Origin of the sequence: Streptomyces sp. Root1304 (genome assembly GCF_001426405.1) — a bacterium.
Lineage (GTDB): Bacteria > Actinomycetota > Actinomycetes > Streptomycetales > Streptomycetaceae > Streptomyces.
In genome coordinates, this window is sequence record NZ_LMEP01000025.1 from 161,592 (window position 1) to 183,248 (window position 21,657).

Genomic DNA, 21,657 nt, shown 5'->3' on the forward strand with positions numbered 1-21,657 from the left:
GCGCATGTCCTGGACCCGAAGGTTCGTTCTCGCGCTCACGGCCGTGCTCGCGGCACTCGCCGCGACCCTGCTCACCGCACCCGGGGCCCAGGCCCACGAGGAGCGGCCCGTCACCTTCCCCGACGGCTCCGGCAGCGTGCCGAAGCTCCGCACCGGGGAACCCGACCTCCTCGTCTGCAAGACCGACCGGACCGACTTCGCCCGCCGCGTCTCCGGCTTCCCCGCCACCCTCAAGGCCCGCAACCTCGCCCTCTTCGAACGCTGCGCCCGCAGCGGCTACCGCCACCTCCAGCAGGCCGTCGACGCCGTCGACCGGCCCGGCCTCACCATCGCGATCCTCCCCGGCCTCTACGAGGAGGAGCCCTCCCTGCCGCCGCCGGCCGGAGCCTGCGCCACCCTCAAGGCACCCAAGTCCGCCCTCGGCTACCAGATCCTCAGCTACGAGCAGCAGCGGCAGTGCCCGCACAACCAGAACCTCGTCGCCATCCTCGGCAAGAAGAACCTCCAGATCGAGGGCACCGGGGCCTCCCGGCTCGACGTCGTCATCGACGCCAAGTACCGGAAGCTCAACGCCGTGCGCGCCGACGGCACCGACGGCGTCTACTTCCGCAACTTCACCGCCCAGCGCACCACGTTCAACTCGCTCTACGTCCTCGCCGCCGACGGCTTCGTCATCGACGACGTCCTCACCCGCTGGAACGACGAGTACGGCTTCCTCACCTTCGCCTCCGACCACGGCCTCTACAAGAACTGCGAGTCCTACGGCAACGGCGACTCCGGCATCTACCCCGGCTCGGCCTCCAACATCAACAACGACCGCGGCTACGACGTCCCCCGCTACTCCATCGAGATCACCGGCTGCCGCAGCCACCACAACATGGTCGGCTACTCCGGCACCGCCGGAGACTCCGTCTGGGTCCACGACAACGAGTTCGACCACAACATGGGCGGCGCCTCCATGGACTCCGCCTTCCCCGGCCACCCCGGGCTGCCCCAGAACCACGCCCACTTCGAGCGCAACCTGATCCACGACAACAACGCGAACTACTACCCCTACGTCGCCGACGGCACCTGCGCCAAACCGCCCGTCGACCGCGGCTACGAACAGGGCGTCGTCTGCCCCCAGATCTCCATGCCCCCCGGCACCGGCATCATCACCGCCGGCGGCAACTGGAACCTCTACGAGAACAACTGGGTCTACGGTCACCAGCGCGCCGCCTTCTTCCTCAGCGCCGTCCCCGCCTTCATCCGCGGCGAGTCCGCCTGGGGCAAGCAGACCGACACCTCCCACCACAACCGCTACGCGGACAACCACCTCGGCGTCGACAAGGCCGGCAACTCCCGCCCCAACCGCAGCGACGTCTGGTGGGACGGCCAGGGCGGCGGCAACTGCTGGCAGACCGACGCCGGAGCCGCCAGCCCCGGCGCCCTGCCCGGCTGCGGCGCCCGCCGCGGCGACGTCTCCGGCAACACCGACCGCCTCGTCGGCGAACCCGTCAAGCTCGCCCAGCTCCTCGTCTGCGCCGACTACAACGTCCAGGCCCGCCGCCTCCCGGCCGGCTGCGACTGGTACGGCTCCCGCGGCATCCAGCGCGTCGAGACCCAGCTCGCCCTCGGCAGCGCCCTCGTCCTCGCCCTGGCGGGCTTCGCCCTCTGGCGGCGCCGCCTCCGCGGCAGCCGGCTCGCCGCCGTCGCCTCCCTCCTCGGCCTGGCCGGCCTGGCCCTCGACGTGACCGGCTCGACCCTGGCCCTCACCCCGACCGCCGTCCCGGCCCTCGCGCTGCTCCTCACCGGCCTGTGGTGGACCCTCCTGGGCCTCGCCCTCCGTCCCACCCGCCCGGTCCTCGCCTGGACCACCGTGGCCCTCGGGGCCCTCACCCTCCTCGACGCCTTCGACAAGGCGGTCCTGATGGTCCCGGGCATCCCCGTCAGCCCGGCCTGGCTCCGCCTCCTCCTCGGCGTGGTCTGGGTCCTCTGGGCCGTCGTCGCCGCCGGCGCCCGCACCCAGAACCCGACCCCCGAACCCCCGTCCACCCCCGAAGCCGACGCGGCAGGCGACGCCGACTCGGCAGCCGAAGCCCAACCGGCAGCCGAGCAGCTGTCCGGCTCCGGCTCCGGGCCTGGCTCCGCCCCCACGTCCGGCTCCGGGCGCGCCCCCGCCCCCGGTTCCGCGCGCGCCGAGGGCCGACCGGGCGAGGAGGGGACGGCGTGACCCGCACGCGGCGGGCCGCGCCCCGCCTCCCCCTCGCGCCCCTGGCGCTCGTCCTGGCCGCCGCCCTGGCCCTCGCGGGCTGCGGCGGCCGGGCCACCACCCACCACAAGCCCGGAACCAGCCACCAGGAGGACACCGGGAGCAGCGGCACCCTGCTCCCGGGCCGGGACGAGGCCGGGCACCGGCTCAGGGAACTGCCCGCGGCGGACGCGCCCACCGTCCGGGCCGAAGCCCTCCCCGACAGCGAGGGCGGCTGGAACGTCCACCTCGTCGTGGAGAGGTTCCGCTTCACCCCCGAGAGCACCGGCGGCGCGGCCCTCCCGGGCCGCGGCCACGCGCGCCTCCTCGTCGACGGCCGGGAGACCGCCCGCCTCTACGGCCCCTGGGGGTACGTCCCGCCCGGCGCCCACACCCTGACCGTCCGGCTCCACGCCGACGACCACACGGTCTGGGCCGTCGCCGGCGCCCCCGTCCAGGCCACCCTCCGCCTGGGCACCGGCCCCACCACCTCCGGCCCCGGCCGCACGGCCACCTCTCCTCCGACCACCTCCCCTCCCGTCACCTCCCCGAGCCCGCGCCCGACCTCTTCCCCCGCGCCCGACCCCGGCCGCACCGTCACCATCACCATCACCGGCAAGACCGTCGCACCACCCCCTTCCCGCATCGAGCTGAAGAAGGGCGAACGCCTCACCCTCCGCGTCACCGGCGACCGCGCCGACACCGTCCACGTCCACGGCTACGACCGTGAACTGCCCCTCGTCCCGGGCACGCCCGCGACCCTCAGCCTCACCGTCGACCGCACCGGTCTCTTCGAGGTGGAGACCCACGAGTCCGGACTCGTGCTGACCCAACTCGTCGTCCGATGACCGGCACTCCCACCCAGGCGGCCGCCCAGGCCGCCTGGGGCGCCGGGGCCGAGGTCGCCCAGACCCCCGCCCCCACACTCGGAACACCGCTCGCCCACGGCGTGGGCTCACAGCACGACCTCCCCCTCTCGCCGTTCTACGCCTACGCCGGTGCCTTCGCCGCGCTCCTCATCTCCTTCCTCGCCCTCGGCCTGCTCTGGTCCACCTCCCGCTTCCGCGGGGACCGGTCGGGACGCCCGCTCCCCGCCGCCCTCCAGCGGGTGGCCGACGCGCCGGCCACCCGTACCGCCCTCCGCCTCCTCGGCGCCGCCGGCGCCCTCGTCGTCCTCCTCCACCTCCTCCTCGGCCCGGACGACCCGGACCGCAACCCCGCCCCCGGCGCCCTCTACGTCCTGCTCTGGGTCGGACTCGTCCCCGCCTCCCTCCTCCTCGGCCCCGTCTGGCGCCTCCTCAACCCCCTGCGCGCCCTCCACTCCCTTCACCCGCCGCGGACTCCCCGCCCCCTTCCCGCCGCCGTCGGCATCCGCCCCGCCGCCCTCGGGCTGCTCCTCTTCACATGGCTCGAACTCGTCGTCCCCGACAACACCGCCACGGCCACCCTCCTCGTCGCCCTCGCCGTCCACACCTCCGTCCAACTGCTCGGCGCCGCCCGCTACGGCGCCACCTGGTTCGCCCACGCCGACCCCTTCGAGGTCTACTCCTCCCTCCTCGCCCGGCTCTCCCCACTGGGCCGTCGCGCCGACGGCCGGCTCGTCCTCCGCTCCCCCTTCCACGGCCTCGACGCCACCCCGCAGACCCCCGGCCTCGTCGCCACCGTCTGTGTCCTCCTCGGCTCCACCGCCTACGACGGCCTCTCCGACAACCCCCGCTGGATCACCACCCTCCAGACCTCACCCCTCGGACCCACCCCCACGGCCACCCTCGGCCTCCTCGCGGCCGTCGCCCTCGCCGCCGCCTGCTACGGACTCTGCGCGGGCGCCCTCCGCCTCATGAACCGCACCGTCACCACCCCGCTCACCTCCTTCGCCCACTCGCTCCTGCCCATCGCCCTCGGCTATCTCGTCGCCCACTACTTCTCGCTCTTCGTCACCGAAGGGCCACGCACAGTCATCTTGGCAGGCGGCACTGACAACGCCCTCGCACCCGCCCCACCACTGGGCCCCGGGGGTCTCGCGACCCTCCAGGTCTCGGCGATCGTCACCGGTCACGTCCTCGGCGTGATCGCCGCCCACGACCGCTCGGTGCGCCTGTTCCCGCCCGACCGCGCCGTCGCCGGGCAGCTCCCGCTGTTCGTGCTGATGATCGCGTACACCCTCGGCGGCATCGGCCTGCTCATCGCCTGAAGCCGACATCCGTCGCCCGACCGTCCGACCGCCCGACGGGAGCGGCATCATGGTCCCCGTGCCCCAGACGCGACCCCAGACCCCGCCCGTCCTCCGACGCGCCCCTGTCCAGCAGCGGAGCGCCGAGCGGCTCGCCCGCATCCTCGACGCCTGCGCCGTCCTGCTCGACGAGACCGGGTACGAGCAGCTGAGCACCCGCGCCGTCGCCGGCCGCGCCGGAGTCCCCATCGGCTCCGTCTACCGCTTCTTCGGCAACAAGCGGGCGATGGTCGCCGCCCTCGCCCACCGCAACCTCGACGAGTACGCCCGGCGGATCTCGGACCGCTTCGCCGAGGCGCCCTTCCTCGACGCGCACGGGGCCATCGACGGTGTCCTGGACGAGTTCATCGCGATGAAGCGGACCGTCCCCGGCTTCGCGCTCGTCGACTTCGGCGTGCCCGCCGCCGCCCCCGGCGAGAACTCCGCCGGCCGCGACGCCGAGGAGCCTGCCGGCGGCCGCGAGGGCCGCGCCGGGGACGCCACCGAGGGGAGTGGCGGAAGCCCGGCAGGAAGCGACCTCGAGGACCCCAACCGGCTGGTCGCCGAGCGGATCTGCGCCCTGCTCGCCACCCATCTCAGCCGCCCCGCCGACGACGACCTGCGGCGGAAGGTCCTGGTCGGCGTCGAGACCGCCGACGCCCTCGTCCGGCTCGCCTTCCGCACCGACCCGGCCGGCGATCCGGCGCTCGTCGACGAGACCCGCCAACTGCTCTACGCCTACCTGGCGCCCTCGCTCGGGTAACCTCCCGCGCACCCCTCCCGTACGTGCCTACCGGTCGGTATGCTCGGCGCCACCCGACGCCGCCCCAGGGAGACTCCATGTCCACCGCCCTGCGCATCTGTCCCCTCTGCGAAGCGACCTGCGGACTCACCCTGACGATCGAGGGGACCCGCGTCACCGGGGCGCGCGGCGACCGCGACGACGTCTTCAGCCGGGGCTTCATCTGCCCCAAGGGCGCCGCCTTCCCCGAGATCGACGCCGATCCGGACCGGCTGCGCGGCCCCCTGGTCCGCAAGGACGGCCGGCTCCGCGAGGCCACCTGGGAAGAAGCCTTCGACACGATCGCCGCCAGAATTCGCCCGCTGATGGAGGAGTACGGCCCCGATGCCGTGGGTATCGTCCTGGGCAACCCCAATGTGCACACGATCGCCGGCGCCCTCTACCCACCCCTGCTGATCGGCGCGGTGCGCACCCGGAACCTCTTCACGGCGTCCACGCTCGACCAGATGCCCAAGCACGTCTCCAGCGGCCTGCTGTTCGGAGACCCGTTCGCCGTCCCCGTGCCGGACCTGGACCGCACCGATCACCTGCTGATCCTCGGAGCCAACCCGCTGGACTCCAACGGCAGCCTGTGCACGGCGCCCGACTTCCCCGGCCGGCTCAAGGCGCTCCGGCGGCGCGGCGGCACCCTCACCGTCGTCGACCCCCGGCGCACCCGCACCGCCCGGCTCGCCGACCGCCACGTCGCGATCCGCCCCGGCACCGACGCGCTCCTCCTCGCCGCCCTCGCGAACACCCTCTTCGAGGAGGGACTCACCGACCTCGGCCCGCTCGCCGCCCATGTGGAGGGGGCCGAGGAGGTACGGGCGGCGATGGCGGAGTTCACCCCCGAGGCCGTCGCCGAGGCCTGCGACGTGGACGCGGACACCATCCGCGCCCTCGCCCGGGAGCTGGCCGCCGCGCCCACCGCCGCCGTCTACGGGCGGATGGGCAGCTCCACCGTCGAACACGGCACCCTCGCCAACTGGCTCGTCGACGTCCTCAACATCCTCACCGGCAACCTCGACCGGCCCGGCGGCGCACTCTTCCCCCTGTCCGCCACCGCGCCCGCCCCGCGCCCCGCCGCGCCCGGGAAGGGGTTCGCCCTCGGCCGCCGGCACAGCAGGGTCTCCCACCACCCCGAGGTCAAGGGGGAGTTGCCCCTCGTCGCACTCGCAGAGGAGATCGAGACGCCGGGGGAGGGGCGCGTCCGGGCGCTGATCACCATCGCCGCCAACCCCGTCCTGTCCGCCCCCGACGGCGACCGCCTGGACGCGGCCCTCGCCTCCCTCGACCTCATGATCGCCGTCGACCCCTACCTCAACGAGACCACCCGCCACGCCGACGTCCTGCTGCCGCCGCCCCCGCCGTCCCGCAGCGCCCACTTCGACTACGCCTTCAACAACTTCGCCGTACGCAACCAGGTCCGCTACACCCCCGCCGCCCTGCCTCTCGAAGCGGACCGCATGGACGAGTGCGAGATCCACGCGCGGCTGGTCCTGGCCGTGTCGGGGATGCACGGCGCCCCGCCGTCCGCCGTCGACCAGCTCGCGATCGACACCACCCTGGCCAAGGCCGTGACCCAGGAGCACTCGCCCGCCCACGGCGCGGACCCCCGGGAGTTCGCGGCCCGGCTGACCGGGGACACCGGACCCGAGCGCCGGCTCGACCTCATGCTCCGCCTCGGCCCGTACGGGCTCACCCTCGACGAGCTGCGGGCGCACCCGCACGGCCTGGACCTCGGCCCGTTGGAGCCGCGCGTGCCCCAGCTGCTCAAGACCCGCAGCGGCCGGATCGAGCTGTTCCCCGCGCCCCTGGCCGCCGACCTGCCCCGGCTGGGGGCCGCGCTGCACGCCGTACCCGACCCGGGAACCCTCCGGCTCGTCGGGCGCCGCCACCTGCGCTCCAACAACAGCTGGCTGCACAACACCCCGGTGCTCGGCGGGGGGTCGAACCGGTGCACCCTCCTGGTGCACCCCGAGGACGCGGCCCGGCTGAGGCTGACCGACGGCGGCCTCGCCCGGGTGAAGGGCGAGGGCGGTGAGCTGGAGGTGCCGGTCGAGGTGAGCGACGCCGTGCGGCCGGGTGTGGTGAGCATCCCGCACGGCTGGGGCCACGACCGGACCGGCTCCCGGCTCTCGGTGGCGTCCACGCGCCCCGGCGTCAACGTCAACCAGTTGCTGGACGGCTCCCGGCTCGACCCCCTGTCGGGCACCGCCGTGCTGAACGGCTTCCCGGTACAGGTCTCGCCCCTCCGGCCGGAGGTCTGACCGACCCCTCGACCGGAGCTCCGGACGACCCGGCAGCCGGCCCCGTCTTCGGCCCGCAGCCGTCCCCGCCCGAGGTGCTGTTCTGATCACCACCGCCTTGACCTGGGGTTTTGCTCGTATTGCTCACGCGTCAACATCTTGTTAACGGCAGAAGAGGGCACCTACCGTCATGCGGACCGCCGCTCGGCGGCAGTTCAACGGTGAACGTGAGGTGTCCTCCATGCTGACCGTCCTCGGCTTCGCCATGATCGCGACCTTCCTGGTCCTGATCATGATGAAAAAGATGTCGCCGATCGCGGCGCTCGTACTCATTCCCGCGCTCTTCTGCGTCGCGGTCGGACAGGGGGCCCAGCTCGGCGACTACGTCATCGAAGGAGTCGGCAAGCTGGCGCCGACGGCCGCGATGCTGATGTTCGCGATCGTCTACTTCGGTGTGATGATCGACGTCGGTCTCTTCGACCCGATCGTCCGGGGCATCCTGCGCTTCTGCAAGGCCGATCCGGTGCGGGTCGTCGTGGGTACGGCGGTGCTGGCCGCGATCGTCTCGCTCGACGGCGACGGTTCCACCACCTTCATGATCACCGTCTCGGCGATGTATCCGCTGTACAAGCGGCTCGGGATGAGCCTGGTGGTCATGACGGGTGTCGCCGCGACCGCCAACGGCGTCATGAACACCCTGCCCTGGGGTGGCCCGACGGCCCGTGCCGCGACCGCCCTGAAGCTGGACGCCGCCGACATCTTCGTCCCGATGATCCCCGCGCTCGGTGTCGGCCTGCTCTTCGTCTTCGTCCTCGCGTACGTCCTCGGCCGCCGTGAGCGCAAGCGCATCGGCTACCTCACGCTGGACGAGGCCCTGGTGCCGGAGACCGAGACCGTGCTGGTCGGCACGGGCGGCGGCGGCGGTAGCACGGACACGCCGGCGAAGAAGCCGGGCGCCGGTACGGGTGCCGCCGCCGGTGCCGGTGGGGGCGAGGACGCGCAGGCCGACGAGGGCTTCCAGGGGCTCGACCCCGAGCGGGCGACGCTGCGACCCAATCTGTACTGGTTCAACGCCGGTCTGACGGTCGCGCTGCTCGCCGCGATGATCCTCGAACTGATGCCGATCCCGGTGCTGTTCCTCCTCGGCGCGGCCCTCGCGCTGACCGTGAACTACCCGAACATGACCGAGCAGAAGGCGCGGATCGCCGCTCACGCCGACAACGTCCTCAACGTCTCCGGCATGGTGTTCGCCGCCGCCGTCTTCACCGGTGTCCTCACCGGTACGGGCATGGTCAAGCACATGGCCGACTGGCTGGTCGGCGCCATCCCCGCCGGCATGGGCCCGCACATGGCGCTGGTCACCGGTGTGCTGAGCCTCCCGCTCACGTACTTCATGTCGAACGACGGCTTCTATTTCGGTGTGCTGCCGGTCCTCGCCGAGGCGGGTGCGGCGCACGGCGTCTCGCCGCTGGAGATCGCGCGGGCGTCGCTGGTCGGCCAGGCGCTGCACATGTCGAGCCCGCTGGTGCCCGCCGTGTACGTCCTCGTCGGCATGGCGAAGGTCGAGTTCGGCGACCACACCAAGTTCACGGTCAAGTGGGCCGCGCTGACCTCGCTGGTCGTGCTCGCGGCGGGAATCCTCTTCGGAATCATCTGACGCGGAAGCCGGACCGGCCCGCGCGGAAGCCGGACCGGCCCGCGCGGAAGCCGGACCGGCCCGCGCGGAAGCCGGACCGGCCGCACGGAGCCGGACCGGCCCGCCCCGCACGGGGTCTGAACCGGTCGGGGTCCCGCCCCGCGCAGGGGCTGAGCCGGACGGGCGACTTGGGAGGGTGGCGAGGGCATGTCGCCACCCTCTGTCGCAGCTTCGTCACGGATAGTCCGATTATCGGCTCATCACTGACGATGCCCCTCCGGAGGCCCCCGCATGACCGCTCGTACCACCCGTCCCCTCGCCGTGACCGCCACCGCCGCCGTGCTCGCCCTCGGTGGCCTCTCGCTCGCCGGCGCCCCGGCCGCCTTCGCCGCCCCCGGCGACAACGGCGACGTGAAGATCCACAAGGTGGGCACGCCCTTCGACTCCCAGGCCAACGAGCCGAAGGTCTGCAAGTTCTACCTGGCGGCGTTCAACTTCGACTCGCTGGAAGAGGTCGACTGGGAGATCAGCCCCCAGCCACCCAAGGCCGACGACCCGCAGCTCAGCGGCCACATCACCCTCGGCGGCACCGGCAAGGGGCACACCGGCCCGCTGTCGCTGCCCAGCGGCCAGTACAAGCTCGTCTGGACCTTCGCGGGCGAGAACGGAGCCGGCAAGCAGAAGGTCTTCAAGGTCGAGTGCCCCGGTGACGTCATCACCAACCCGCCGACGACCGGCGGCAACGGCACCGGCGGTCCCGGCGGACACGGCCACGGCAAGCCCCCGCACGGCCCGGTCGGCGCGGGCGGCGGCGGCAGCGCGGTGATCGCCGCCGAGGACTCCTCCGCCTTCGGCATCGGGGCCGCCGTCGCGGCCGGTCTCGCCGGTACGGCCGGACTGGTCCTGATCCGCCGCTCGCGCCGCCGCGACGATGGCGCCGCGTAGGGCATCGGTGCCGCGTAGGCCGTCGCGCGTCGCGCGCAGGCGTCGGCGCCTGTTCCGGCTCGCCAGGACCGTGACGGTGACCGTGGTCCTGGTGACCGGGGGCGTCTGGTGGGCCGGGGGCGAGGATCCGGCCGCCGGACAGCTCGCCGCCGGCCCGGCCGCGCCCGGCGGGACCGGGGCGCAGGCGGTGGCCGGGGCGCCGGCCGCGCTGGACCACAAGGCGAAGCCCCGGGAGGGTGCGCCGGGCCATGCCCCGGCGCCCGCCCGGCCGAAGGCCGCGCCGAGGCCCGTACCCCCGCCCTCGCCGCTGGCCCGTTCGCGTCCCACCGCCGTCGCCGTCCCGGCCATCACCATCGAGGCGCCGGTGACGGAACTCGCTCTGGACGCGGCGGGCCGGCTCGGGACGCCGCCCGTCGACAACCCCCGGGTCGTCGGCTGGTACGCGAAGGGGGTCAGTCCGGGGGAGCGCGGGACCGCCGTGGTCGTCGGCCACCGCGACACCCGTACCGGGCCGGCCGTCTTCCTCAACCTCGACTCGCTCAGCCCCGGCAACACGGTCCGGGTCGCCCGCGCGGACGGCAGGGTCGCCGTCTTCACCGTCGACCGCGTCCGTACGTACGCCAAGGCCGACTTCCCCGACAAGGAGGTGTACGGCGCCACCGGGCGGCCCGAACTGCGGCTGCTGACCTGCGGAGGTGCCTTCGACCGCACGAAGGGCTACGAGGCGAACATCGTCGTCTTCGCCCACCTCACCGACATCGCCCGGAAGATCTGACCCGCGAGCACCCCGAAGAAGCGGGTCGCTCGACGACGAGGACCCGCACCGGTTCCGACGGACACCAGCCGCTCCGTCGGCCCCGCCCCGCCGCGTCCGGCGGCCCGCACCACCCGGTGCGCGCCCCGGGCGCGGCTCCGTGTCCGGCCGCCCCGCGCCGGATCCGGCTCGACACGGAGACCTGGCCCACGTTCCGACGCCCTGGCGCCCGAAAACTAACAGCGCTAGTTTGGTGCGGACGGTGAACCGGTCGCCGACGCACCCGTCGGCAGCGTGAGGAGACAGCGGATGAAGGCGCACGACGCGATGTACATCGGCGGGGAGTGGCGCCCCGCCGCCGGCTCCGACACGATCGCCGTGATCAACCCGGCGGACGAGCAGGTCATCGGCCATGTGCCGGCCGGCACCGCCGAGGACGTCGACGCCGCCGTACGCGCCGCCCGCGCCGCCCTGCCCGGCTGGGCCGCGACCCCGCCCGCCGAGCGCGGAGCCCGTATCGCCGCCCTGCGCGACGCGCTCGCCGCCCGCGCGGAGGAGATCGCCGCCACCGTCACCGCCGAACTCGGCGCCCCGCCGCAGCTCGCCGCCGCCGTGCACGCCGGACTGCCGATCGCCGTGGCCGGCTCGTACGCGGAACTGGCCGCCGCCCACCCCTTCGAGGAGAAGGTCGGCAACTCCACCGTCTACGCCGAGCCGGTCGGCGTCGTCGGGGCCATCACCCCCTGGAACTACCCGCTCCACCAGATCGTCGCCAAGGTCGCCCCGGCCCTCGCCGCCGGCTGCGCCACCGTCCTCAAGCCCGCCGAGGACACCCCGCTCACCGCCCAGCTCTTCGCCGAGGCCGTCCACGAGGCCGGGCTGCCCGCCGGAGTGTTCAACCTGGTCACCGGCCTCGGCCCGGTCGCCGGCCAGGCGCTCGCCGAGCACCCGGACGTCGACCTCGTCTCCTTCACCGGCTCCACCGCCGTCGGCCGCCGCATCGGCGCCCTCGCGGGCGGTGCCGTCAAGCGGGTCGCCCTCGAACTCGGCGGGAAGTCCGCCAACGTGATCCTGCCGAGCGCCGACCTCGCCAAGGCCGTCGCCGTCGGCGTCGCCAACGTCATGTCCAACTCCGGGCAGACCTGCAGCGCCTGGACCCGGATGCTGATCCCCGCCGACCGGTACGAGGAGGCGGTGGCGCTGGCCGTCGAGGCCGTCGCCAAGTACGTCCCCGGCGAGCGCGTCGGCCCGCTGGTCAACGCCAAGCAGCAGCAGCGCGTCCGCGGCTACATCGAGAAGGGGATCGAGGAGGGTGCCCGGCTCGTCGCCGGCGGCCCCGAGGCCCCGCGCGAGACCGGCTACTACGTCTCCCCGACCGTCTTCGCCGACGTCACCCCCGAGATGACCATCGCCCAGGAGGAGATCTTCGGCCCGGTCGTCTCCCTCCTCCGGTACGAGGACGAGGACGAGGCCCTCGCCCTCGCCAACGGCACCGTGTACGGCCTCGCCGGGGCCGTCTGGGGCGAGCCCGAGGCGGCCGTCGCCTTCGCCCGCCGCATGGAGACCGGCCAGGTCGACATCAACGGCGGCCGGTTCAACCCGCTCGCCCCCTTCGGCGGCTACAAGCAGTCGGGCGTCGGCCGCGAACTCGGCGCGCACGGCCTCGCCGAGTACCTCCAGACCAAGTCCCTCCAGTTCTGAGCCCCGAGGAGCCTCCCCGTGAGCACGATCCGCGCCGCCGTCCTGCCCGCCGTCGGCTCGCCGCTGGAGATCACCGACATCGAGCTTCCCGAGCCCGGCCCCGGCCAGGTCCGGGTCCGGCTCGCCGCCGCCGGCGTCTGCCACTCCGACCTGTCCCTCTCCGACGGCACCATGCGCGTGCCGGTCCCGGCCGTCCTCGGCCACGAGGGCGCCGGCACCGTCCTCTCCGTCGGCGAGGGCGTCACCCATGTCGCCCCCGGCGACGGGGTCGTCCTCAACTGGGCGCCGTCCTGCGGCGTCTGCCACCCCTGCTCGCTCGGTGAGGTCTGGCTCTGCGCCGACGCCCTCACCGGCACGGCGAACGTCCACGCGCACACCGCGGACGGCACCCCGCTCCACCCCGGCCTCAACGTCGCCGCCTTCGCCGAGGAGACCGTCGTCGCCGCGCGCTGCGTCCTCCCCGCGCCCGACGGAGTGCCGCTCACCGACGCGGCGCTGCTCGGCTGCGCCGTCCTCACCGGCTGGGGCGCCGTCCACCACTCCGCCCGGGTCCGCGCCGGCGAGACCGTCGCGGTGTTCGGCGTCGGCGGCGTGGGCCTCGCCACCCTCCAGGCCGCCCGGATCGCCGGCGCCGCGACGATCGTCGCCGTGGACGTCTCCCCGGAGAAGGAGGAGCTCGCCCGGGCGGCGGGGGCCACCGAGTACGTCGTCGCCTCCGCGACCACCGCCAAGGACATCCGGAAGCTGACGGGGGGCCACGGCGTCGACGTGGCCGTCGAGTGCGTCGGCCGCGCCGTCACCATCCGTACCGCCTGGGAGTCCACCCGGCGCGGCGGCCGGACCACGGTCGTCGGCATCGGCGGCAAGGACCAGCAGGTCACCTTCAACGCCCTGGAGATCTTCCACTGGGGCCGCACCCTCGCCGGTTGCGTCTACGGCAACTCCGACCCGGCCGCCGACCTGCCCGTGCTCGCCGAGCACATCAGGGCCGGCCGCTTCGACCTCGGCGCCCTGGTCACCGAGCGGATCACCCTGGACGGCATCCCCGGCGCCTTCGACAACATGCTCGCTGGCAAGGGCGGCCGGGCGCTGGTCGTCTTCCCCTGATGCCCGGCACCTGACAGCTGACGACGTGCGGGAGCCCGTACCGGCCGAAACCGCCGGTACGGGATCCCGCACGTCGATCAGATGTCGAGCACCAGGCGGTCGCCGCGCGAGCGCCCCACACAGATCATCATCGTCGTCCCCGAGGCCTTCTCGTCGTCCCCGAGGACGGAGTCGTGGTGCTCCGGCGTTCCGGCGATCACCTTCGTCTCGCAGGTGCCGCACCACCCCTCCTCGCAGGAGTACGCGACACCCGGCACCACCTCACGCACGGTGTCGAGCAGGGTCCGCCCGGGCTCCACGCGCAGGATCCGCCCGCTCCGCCGCAGCTCGACCTCGAAAGCGCCCGCGCCGGACGCCTCCGCGACCGGCGGCGCCGCCCCGAACCGCTCCGTGTGCAGCGGCCCGCCCCACCGCTCCTCCACCGCCCGCAGCAGCCCCTCCGGGCCGCAGCAGTACACGGCCGTCCCGGCGGGCAGCCCGCCCAGCACGCCGTCCAGATCGGGCAGCCCCTCCGTGTCCCGCGGGACGAGCGAGACCCCCGGGAGCCCGGCGAGTTCCTCGCGGTACGCCATGGAGGCGAGGCTCCGCCCGCCGTACAGCAGGGACCAGGACCCCGGCGGCAGCGAGCGGACCATCGGCAGCAGCGGGGTGATGCCGATGCCGCCCGCGACGAACAGATACCGCTCGGCGGGCACGAGCGGGAAGCGGTTGAACGGGCCCCGCACCCCGAGGACCGTGCCCTCACCGACCGAGGTGTGGATCTCCTCGGAACCGCCCCGGCCCGCCGGTTCGCGCAGCACCCCGAGCCGGTACGTGCTCCGGTCCGCCGGGTCGCCGCAGAGCGAGTAGTGCCGGACCGCCCCGGACGGCAGGGTCACCTCCAGATGGGCACCCGGCTCCCACGGGGCCAGCACGGCGCCCGTCGGGTCGGAGAGCAGCAGCCCGAGGACGCCCTCGGCCTCCCGGACCACCGAGCGGACCGTCAGTCGGACCATGGACATGGCATCACCTCGAAACTCGGGACGGCGGCAGCAGCGGTTCCGGCCACACCCGGCAGAGCACCCCGTACAGCACGGCGGCGACCGTGAAGGAGGCCGGCAGGCTCAGGTCGACCCCGCCGGTGAGATCGGTCAACGGCCCGGTGTACAGCGGGTTGTTGACCCACAGGATCCCCACGGCCGAGCCCAGGACGAAGGCGGTGACGGCCCGCGGGTTGACCCCGCCGGTGTACCAGTACCGACCGCCGCCGCCGGTGGTGAAGGTGCGCAGCGCCTCGGCGTCGTACCGGCCCCGGTGCAGCACGTAGCCCACGGAGAGCACCGCCGCCCAGGGGGCGACGACCGTCAGCAGCAGCGTCACGAACGCCGACATCGCGTCCATGGCGTCGTACATCACCGCCCCGAGGTACAGCACGGCCGCGGCGAGCAGCGCGACGACCGTGGTGACGGCGGCCCGGGAGGAGCGCCAGAACACCGAGTTGGCGGAGAGCCCGGCCGCGTACAGACAGAGCCCGGCCTGCGGCAGGGTGCCCGCGAAGCCGAACACGACGACCGCCACCGCGAACCAGCCGGGCACCGCGTCCGTCAGGCCCTGGAGCCACGGATCGTCGGGGACCGGGAACAGCGTCGTCACGTACGCGCCGGTGAGCAGCGCCGCGAGACTGCTGAGGAACATCGAGAGCCCGCTCGCCCGCACCACCCGGCCGGTGGGCGTCGAGGCCGGCATGAAGCGGGTGTAGTCGCCCTGGAAGGTGGCGTACGAGAGGGGCACGGTCGCGGACGCGGTCGCCGCGAGCAGCCAGGTGTGCAGGGCGCTGTCCAGCGCGAGCAGCCCGCCGGCGTACCCCGGGTCGAAGTCGGGAGCGAGGACGAGCGCGGTGCCGAGCAGGACCGCGCCGCCGGTGACGGCCGTGACCTTGTACGTGCGGACGAGGGTCTGGTGGCCGCGTACGGCGACCAGCGCGACCGCCGCCGCCGTCACGAACATCGCGGCGGTCAGCGCACCGGGGCCGGTGGGGGTGGAGAACAGCCGGTGCCCGGCGACCATGACGGCCGTGCCGCCCGTCCAGACGGCGATGGCGAAGAAGCCGAGCGCGGTCACCACCGTGAGGAGGTTGCCGACGACCCTGCCCCGCACGCCGAAGTGCGCCCCGCTCGCCACCGGGTCGTTGGTGCCGGTCCGGACGCCGAAGCGGGCGAGCGGCGCGAGCAGCGCCGTGCCGACGGCGACGCCCACCGCGATGGCGCTCGCCGACGCCCACCAGCCCAGGCCGAAGACGACGGGCAGCGCGCCGAGGACGACGGTGCCGAAGGAGAACTGGGCGGAGGGCCAGATCCAGCCGAAGTCGCCGGGTGTCGAGGTGCGTTCGGCCTCGGGCACCGGAGCGATGCCGTCGTGGTCGACCGCCGCACGGGGCGGCGTCGCGGTGGACGCCGCCCCGGTCGGTGTGGTGGTCATGAGGCGCCCCCGGAGGGGGCCGCCCCGGGAGCGTCCTCGCCGGGCAGCACGTCGACGACCCGGAGGGCCGCGCAGCGCGCGCCCGAGGTGCGCTCCCCGCTGGTCAGGTCGAAGGTCGTGTGGTGCAGGGGGCAGGTGATGCGCAGCTTGTCCCCGTCGACCCGGGCGTACTTGAGCCTGCCCCCGCGGTGCGGGCAGACGGCGGCCGCGAGGACCTTGCGGCCGGCGACCTCGACCAGGATCAGTTCCTCGGTCACCTGGCGGACGGCGGGTTCCCCGGACTCCCGCCGCCGCCCGGCGGGCACGGCCGTCATGCGACGGTCTCCCGGGCCCGCGCGATCGCCGTCTCGGTGGCCGTGCCGACGATGTCGGAGGCCAGCCGCACCCCCGCCCAGATCTTGGCCAGGTCGGGTTCGTCGAGGGCGCGGATCGCCGTACGCATGTGACTGCTGTGGTACGAGTCGATGTACAGGTGCTCGGTGTAGTAGGCGTCGTGGACGATCCCGAGGCGCCGCGCCGCACGGGCGAAGCTCTGGAAGGCGTACAGGACGCTGGTCTCGAAGTAGGCGTACGCGCCCAGGAAGTACTGGGGGGAGGACGCCCGGCTCGCCAGCCAGTGGAACATGTTGACGTAGGCGAAGCACTCCGGGGTGGTCTCGTCGAGGTAGTCGTCGAGGTCCAGGCTCATGCCGAGCTCGGTGAGCAGGTCGCGGTAGAGCTGGGAGTGCGCCTTCTCCTCGTTGCCGCAGCCGAGCTCGTCGATGAGGACCCGGAAGACCGCCATCGCCGAGCGGTACGGCAGCCGGGGGACGACCGGGAGCAGCGACTCGGACTCGGTGAGGCCGTCGAGGGCGAACTGCCGCACCACGACCTTGAACTGTTCGAGCGTCGCGTGCTCGGCCAGGAAGGTGGCGCTCTCGGGGATCGCGGCCTCCTCCTCGGAGAGGAACTCCTTGAGCCCCTGGAGCAGTTCGCCGGCCGAGCCGAAGCGGGGCGCCGAGGCCTCGTACGCCTTCGCCCTGGGCAGGATCCACCGCTCCTCGATCGCGGTCATCGACCCGTAGTCGCCGAGGTTGGGGACGCGCCGGTAGAGGCCGTGCAGCTCGCGCTGGGCGGTCGCGGCCGGGGCCGTGATCGAGTGGGCGACGACCGGGACGGCGGGGTCGGTGACGGCCGGGGACGGGGTCGTGGCTGGGGCGGGGGTGGTGCTCATGCCGCCTTCGCCTCCTCGTGCACGGTCGGGGAGCTGATCACGCCGCGCCGGTGCAGCTCCTGCTTGACCCAGCGGTACCAGTCGTCGAGGAACACGCCGTACCGCTCGCAGACGGTGTTGATCTCCGCCTGGCGGTCCGGGGTGGGGTCGACCAGCATCGCGTTGCACAGACCGGGTTCGAGGTTGGCCAGCGGGCCGATGAAGCCGTCGATGCCGCGGGCGTCGACGAGCAGGTTCTCCCAGCCCTCGAAGACCGGGATGCCGGTGCCGGCCTCGGCCATCTTCCGGGTGAAGGCGGCGTCGCCGCTGGACTCCTTGATGCCGACGATCCCGGGGATCTCCTCGCAGATCCGGAGGAGGGTGTCGAACTCGATGCGATTGCCCGAGAGGGCTTCCTCGTTGTAGAGGAAGATCGGGATGTCGAGGGCCGCGCGGATCGCCTTGTAGTGCTCGACGATCTGGTCCTGCGTCACCTCGGCGCCGAACGGGGTGGTGACGACGATCGCGTCGGCGCCTATCTCGGCCGCCTCACGCGCCCGGTCGATCACGGCCGCGGTGTCGGGCAGCTGGATGCCGGCCAGCACGGGCAGTCCGGCCGCGTGCCGCACGGTGTACGTGACGACGTCCCGCCACTGCGTCGCGTCGAGCTTCCAGCCCTCGCCCGAGGTCAGGGCCGGCATGAGGCCGTTGACGTCGGCGCGGATGTGGTCCAGGAGACGGACCACGCTCTGCTCGTCGACGGTGCCGTGCTCGTCGAGGGGGGTGATGAGCGGGACGACGGTCCCGGAGTAGATGCCAGGCATGAGTGGGGCGCCCTTCGGAAGGTCTTCAGAGGTTGGCGGAGTCGACCTTCAGCACCAGCGAGCGCTGGTAGAGGTCCTCCAGATACGCGGGGAACGAGGGCTCCGCGCCGGTCCCGACCGGCACGACGGGCAGCCCGTCCGCCGCCTTGAGGAGCCGGGGGCTCGCCGTGTGCAGGACGCCCCCGCGGCCGATGACCTGGGCGAGCAGCAGCCGCTCGTGCGCGGGCAGGCCCTCCAGCGCGGGCGTGCCGAACGCCCGGCGGACGTCGTCCTCCTCGTACGGGACCCGGTCGATCGCCAGGTCGGTGTGGAGGACGTCCATGAACGGGTAGTACTCGTCCTGCACGCCGCGCTCGTACGCCCAGACCAGGTCGTCGCAGCGGCCCACCTGCTCCCAGCTCATGACGACCCGGCCCGCGTCCCCGGCGGCCAGCCGGCCGGCGAAGAAGGCCTTGGCGCCGACGCGGACGGCGTCGTCCTCGCTGTGCATGCCCATGAAGAGCGTGGCGTCGATGAACACCGTGGGGGCGTGGTCAGTCGCCTCGGGGCCGTGGCCGGTCACCGTCGGGTTCGCTTCAGGCCGCATAGCGCTCGAGCACCTTCCGCATCCGCTCCATGGCGCCGGCGAAGACCTCGGGCTCGCGGGCCAGGGCCAGGCGCACGAAGCGCTCGCCCTTCTCCTTGGTGTTCCAGTAGAAGAAGGTGCCCGGCAGGACGTACACCTCCTCGTCGAAGAGGACGGCCTGCAGCTGGGTGGCGGTCAGGTGCTCCGGCTTGATCCGGAACCAGGCGACGCTGGTGCCGACGACCGGCTCCTGGAACTCCAGGATGGTGCCGTGCAGCGCGGCGCGGGCGGCGTCGCCGTTGGTCTTGATGATGTCGCGCACCGAGGCGAAGCCGTCGGTGATCGAGTCCTCGATGTACTGCGTGACCATGTTGAGGACGAACGGCGAGACGTTCAGCAGCACGCTGGTGTGGAGGTTGTAGACCTCCTCCTGGATGTTCCGGCTGGCCGTGATCATGGCGCACTTGGCGTCCTGGATCGGCCAGGTCTTGCCGGTGTCCTCCATCACCATGTACGTGACGCCGGACTCCTCCAGGAGCTGGTAGATGTCCACCCGGCCGACGCCCTCGTCGCAGAGCGCGAAGGACGCGAAGCAGAAGTCCATCACCAGGACCTTGTCGTGGTCCACGCAGTAGCGGACGACCTCGCGGAAGCCCTCCAGCTTCTCGGCGAGCAGGGTGAACCCGGTGGGGTTGTTGGGGTCGACGAGGTAGATGGCGTCGGCGTCGACCTGGTCCACGAGCCGCTCGTAGATGGCGTCCTTCTCGTGCAGCGCCGACTCGGCGAGCGGGGAGATCGGCACCTGCATGTTGCGGAGCAGGTCGACCAGGTTGTCGAAGCAGGGCTCGACGAGCTGCACCGACATCCCGCGCTGCTTGAGGAACATGCCGGCGACCATCGTCGACACGCTGGCGGAGTAGGAAAGGAGCGTGCGGTCCATCGCACGGGCGGTGGGCTGCTGGTGCAGACGGAAGAAGGCGTCGATGAACTGGCGCTCGAAGTGCGCCTGCTGCTTCGACTCGGACTCGTGCCACAGCTCGGGAAGCCGCGAGACGATCCGCTCCTGGGACGCGGACTGACGCTGGTGGGTGTGCGCGTCGGCCAGGTTGAACCGGGTCTTCAGGGCTTCGATCTCGTGCTGGGTGAGGTCGACGAACGTGCTGACGTCTGCCTTGTCGGTCAACGACATGAAGAACTCCCGCTGTCGATACGAATCTCCGTCCGGAATTCCGGCGGCGTGAATGACTGTAGGAGCTTCGAGTGCCCTTGCGAATAACGGCCGGGTCACGCAATTAATAATCACCGCGATGTTCTGCCGGCGAAAAAAAGGAACGACGGCCAGGCATTCCTCGAATAGGAATGCCTGACCGTCGTTCCCGTCGTCCGGCCGCCCTCGGCGGCCTGTCCGGCTATTCGGTGGCGGCCGCCAGCAGGATGTCCTCGTACACCTTCGGGTCGTCCGAGGCGATCACCGGCCAGCCGATGCCGTACGCACCCTCCCAGCCGACGTCGATGCCGGGGTTGGCGTGGTCGGAGCCGTCGGGCAGGAACAGGTGCGGGCTGCAGTTCACCCGGTCGCTCTTGGACAGGGCCGCCTGGTCGGCGAGGGTACGGCGGGCCCGGCCGTCGTCCAGGGCCTCGGTGAGCGCGTCGACGTCGACGGCGCCCGTCTCGGCGGCCACGTCCAGGATCACCTTGCGGTGGCTGATGCAGCGGGACTCGGCCCAGAAGGCGCGGCGCAGTCCGAGGTCCAGCTGCTCGGAGGCGTTCAGGCTCTGTTCCTTGGCGGCGAGCACCGCCTCCAGGGCGGGCAGCGTCGTCGAGGGGTAGAGCCAGTCCTTGGCCTGCCACAGCTGCCAGCCGGCGGCCGGCTCCAGGCTGGCCATCCGGGCGACCTCGCTGTCCGTGCCGGGGCGCGGGCTCGGGGCGTCGTTCAGCAGTTCCAGCGGGAAGGCGCGCAGGTCGAAGGCGACCTGCTCCTCCAGGCCGAGGCGGGCCCGGGTGGCGTGCAGCCGGTGGACGGCGATGTGCGCGAAGGAACACCAGATGTCGGAGAAGACGGTGACGACTCCGCGCGGCGGGGTCAGGTCGGCGGTGGTCGGGTCGGACATGGTTCTCCTCGGTTCGTGCGGCCGGCGGGGCGGAGGCCCGGCCGGCGTTCGTGCGCGGGCGGAGCGAAGGCTCAGCCGGCGGGGGATTCGACGGCGTCCAGGGCCGCCTCGAGGTCGAGGTCGGCGTCGGGCAGCCAGGCGGGCAGGGAGGGGATGCGGGCCATGGCCTCGAAGAGCCGCGGCACGGCACCCTCGCGGACGGTGGGTCCGTGGGCGCTGAGCAGCTTCGCGGGGCGCAGGGCGGCGAGCTCGTGCACCGGCCGGAGGAATTTCGCCTCGTCGGCCAGTGCGGTCCAGGGGGCTATCGCACGGTTCAGGACCTCGAAGCCGTGAAAGAATTCCTCCTCGGACAGCTCGTCGAACTCCTGGTGAATTTCCTCGACCACGGTACCGAAACTGTCGGAGCTGTAGAGCGTTCCATCGGAATGGTCGAACACGGCGAGGGTGCCGGGTGAATCGAAAGTGGGCGGCCGGTGAAAACTCAGCTCACGATCGCCGACTTTCACGCGGCTTCCCGGGTTCGCGGTCACCACCCGTTCCTGCGGAATGCTGAACTCCTCCGATATTCGCGTCAGTGATATCGCGTTCGCGAGCACCTTCGCGTTCGGCGCGGCCGCCAGGATCCGTGCGAGGGCGCCGGTGTGGTCGCGGTCGTCGTGGGTGACGACGACCCAGCGCAGATCGGCCGGCTCGACGAGCGACCAGAGGGAGTCGAGGAAGCCCTCGCGGTCGACGGGCATGCCCGTGTCCACGAGCATCGGTTCGCCGGAGCGGAGCAGGAAGGCGTTCACCGGCTGGTCGCCGAGGCCCGGGATGGGCAGGGCCGAGGGGAGGACGTGGAGGTCCGGCCCGGCGGTGTAGGACGCTTTCATGACAGACCTTTCGTGACGGGCGGC

The 21,657-nt window shown here is 72.8% G+C and carries 19 protein-coding genes; 10 read left to right on the top strand and 9 right to left on the bottom strand.

The features are described from left to right. Nucleotides 1–4 precede the first annotated feature (4 nt). From ASD33_RS27370 to ASD33_RS27415, 10 genes are all read left to right on the top strand, one after another. Nucleotides 5–2,212 (top strand): right-handed parallel beta-helix repeat-containing protein, encoded by a 2,208-nt coding sequence (locus ASD33_RS27370; protein WP_056566147.1) that lies wholly within the window; start codon nt 5–7, stop codon nt 2,210–2,212. Between the two features lie 41 nt (nt 2,213–2,253). Further along, nucleotides 2,254–3,078 carry a hypothetical protein gene (locus tag ASD33_RS27375; RefSeq protein WP_107103788.1) on the top strand — a complete coding sequence of 275 codons (825 nt, stop codon included), beginning with the start codon at nt 2,254–2,256 and terminating at the stop codon, nt 3,076–3,078. Continuing rightward, a complete protein-coding gene (locus tag ASD33_RS27380) occupies nt 3,075–4,421 on the top strand; it encodes a hypothetical protein (protein ID WP_242427173.1) in 1,347 nt (448 codons plus the stop codon). The genes ASD33_RS27375 and ASD33_RS27380 overlap by 4 nt, the downstream gene beginning before the upstream one ends. A gap of 49 nt (nt 4,422–4,470) precedes the next feature. Next, on the top strand, nt 4,471–5,202 hold the full coding sequence (locus ASD33_RS27385; RefSeq protein WP_056566151.1) for a TetR family transcriptional regulator: 732 nt from the start codon (nt 4,471–4,473) through the stop codon (nt 5,200–5,202). A 77-nt stretch (nt 5,203–5,279) separates the two neighbouring features. Next, the gene (locus ASD33_RS27390) at nt 5,280–7,490 is read left to right on the top strand and encodes a molybdopterin-dependent oxidoreductase (RefSeq protein WP_056566154.1); all 2,211 of its coding nucleotides are present in this window, start codon (nt 5,280–5,282) and stop codon (nt 7,488–7,490) included. Between the two features lie 220 nt (nt 7,491–7,710). After that, entirely contained in the window at nt 7,711–9,126 is a 1,416-nt protein-coding gene (locus ASD33_RS27395) for a citrate:proton symporter (RefSeq protein WP_056567112.1), read from the top strand. 270 nt (nt 9,127–9,396) lie between these two features. Next, complete coding sequence (locus tag ASD33_RS35210) at nt 9,397–10,050, top strand: hypothetical protein (protein ID WP_056566158.1); 654 nt, start codon at nt 9,397–9,399, stop codon at nt 10,048–10,050. Beyond that, entirely contained in the window at nt 10,037–10,825 is a 789-nt protein-coding gene (locus ASD33_RS27405; RefSeq protein ID WP_079045056.1) for a class F sortase, read from the top strand. The genes ASD33_RS35210 and ASD33_RS27405 overlap by 14 nt, the downstream gene beginning before the upstream one ends. Before the next feature lie 288 nt (nt 10,826–11,113). Continuing rightward, a complete protein-coding gene (locus ASD33_RS27410; RefSeq protein WP_056566163.1) occupies nt 11,114–12,505 on the top strand; it encodes an aldehyde dehydrogenase family protein in 1,392 nt (463 codons plus the stop codon). A gap of 18 nt (nt 12,506–12,523) precedes the next feature. Then, nucleotides 12,524–13,612 carry a Zn-dependent alcohol dehydrogenase gene (locus tag ASD33_RS27415; protein WP_107103780.1) on the top strand — a complete coding sequence of 363 codons (1,089 nt, stop codon included), beginning with the start codon at nt 12,524–12,526 and terminating at the stop codon, nt 13,610–13,612. A gap of 77 nt (nt 13,613–13,689) precedes the next feature. On the opposite strand, the gene ASD33_RS27420 is transcribed toward ASD33_RS27415, so the two are convergent. The 9 genes from ASD33_RS27420 to ASD33_RS27460 form a co-directional block, all read right to left on the bottom strand. Further along, a complete protein-coding gene (locus ASD33_RS27420) occupies nt 13,690–14,613 on the bottom strand; it encodes a PDR/VanB family oxidoreductase (protein ID WP_199863597.1) in 924 nt (307 codons plus the stop codon). A 4-nt stretch (nt 14,614–14,617) separates the two neighbouring features. Further along, complete coding sequence (locus tag ASD33_RS27425) at nt 14,618–16,069, bottom strand: cytosine permease (protein WP_056566166.1); 1,452 nt, start codon at nt 16,067–16,069, stop codon at nt 14,618–14,620. Continuing rightward, complete coding sequence (locus ASD33_RS27430; protein WP_056566168.1) at nt 16,066–16,383, bottom strand: Rieske 2Fe-2S domain-containing protein; 318 nt, start codon at nt 16,381–16,383, stop codon at nt 16,066–16,068. The genes ASD33_RS27425 and ASD33_RS27430 overlap by 4 nt, the downstream gene beginning before the upstream one ends. Then, nucleotides 16,380–17,282: an iron-containing redox enzyme family protein gene (locus ASD33_RS27435; protein ID WP_079045058.1), complete on the bottom strand. Its 903-nt coding sequence runs from the start codon at nt 17,280–17,282 to the stop codon at nt 16,380–16,382. Before ASD33_RS27435 ends, ASD33_RS27430 begins: the two co-directional genes overlap by 4 nt. After that, on the bottom strand, nt 17,279–18,085 hold the full coding sequence (locus ASD33_RS27440) for a dihydrodipicolinate synthase family protein (protein ID WP_056566171.1): 807 nt from the start codon (nt 18,083–18,085) through the stop codon (nt 17,279–17,281). Before ASD33_RS27440 ends, ASD33_RS27435 begins: the two co-directional genes overlap by 4 nt. 25 nt (nt 18,086–18,110) lie before the next feature. Beyond that, nucleotides 18,111–18,671 (bottom strand): DUF6190 family protein, encoded by a 561-nt coding sequence (locus tag ASD33_RS27445; RefSeq protein WP_242427174.1) that lies wholly within the window; start codon nt 18,669–18,671, stop codon nt 18,111–18,113. Then, entirely contained in the window at nt 18,661–19,839 is a 1,179-nt protein-coding gene (locus ASD33_RS27450) for an aminotransferase class I/II-fold pyridoxal phosphate-dependent enzyme (RefSeq protein WP_056566173.1), read from the bottom strand. Before ASD33_RS27450 ends, ASD33_RS27445 begins: the two co-directional genes overlap by 11 nt. Before the next feature lie 220 nt (nt 19,840–20,059). Beyond that, the gene (locus ASD33_RS27455) at nt 20,060–20,761 is read right to left on the bottom strand and encodes a DsbA family protein (protein ID WP_056566176.1); all 702 of its coding nucleotides are present in this window, start codon (nt 20,759–20,761) and stop codon (nt 20,060–20,062) included. A gap of 71 nt (nt 20,762–20,832) precedes the next feature. Beyond that, nucleotides 20,833–21,633, bottom strand: a complete 801-nt coding sequence (locus ASD33_RS27460; protein ID WP_056566179.1) for an MBL fold metallo-hydrolase — start codon at nt 21,631–21,633, stop codon at nt 20,833–20,835. Nucleotides 21,634–21,657: the final 24 nt, after the last annotated feature.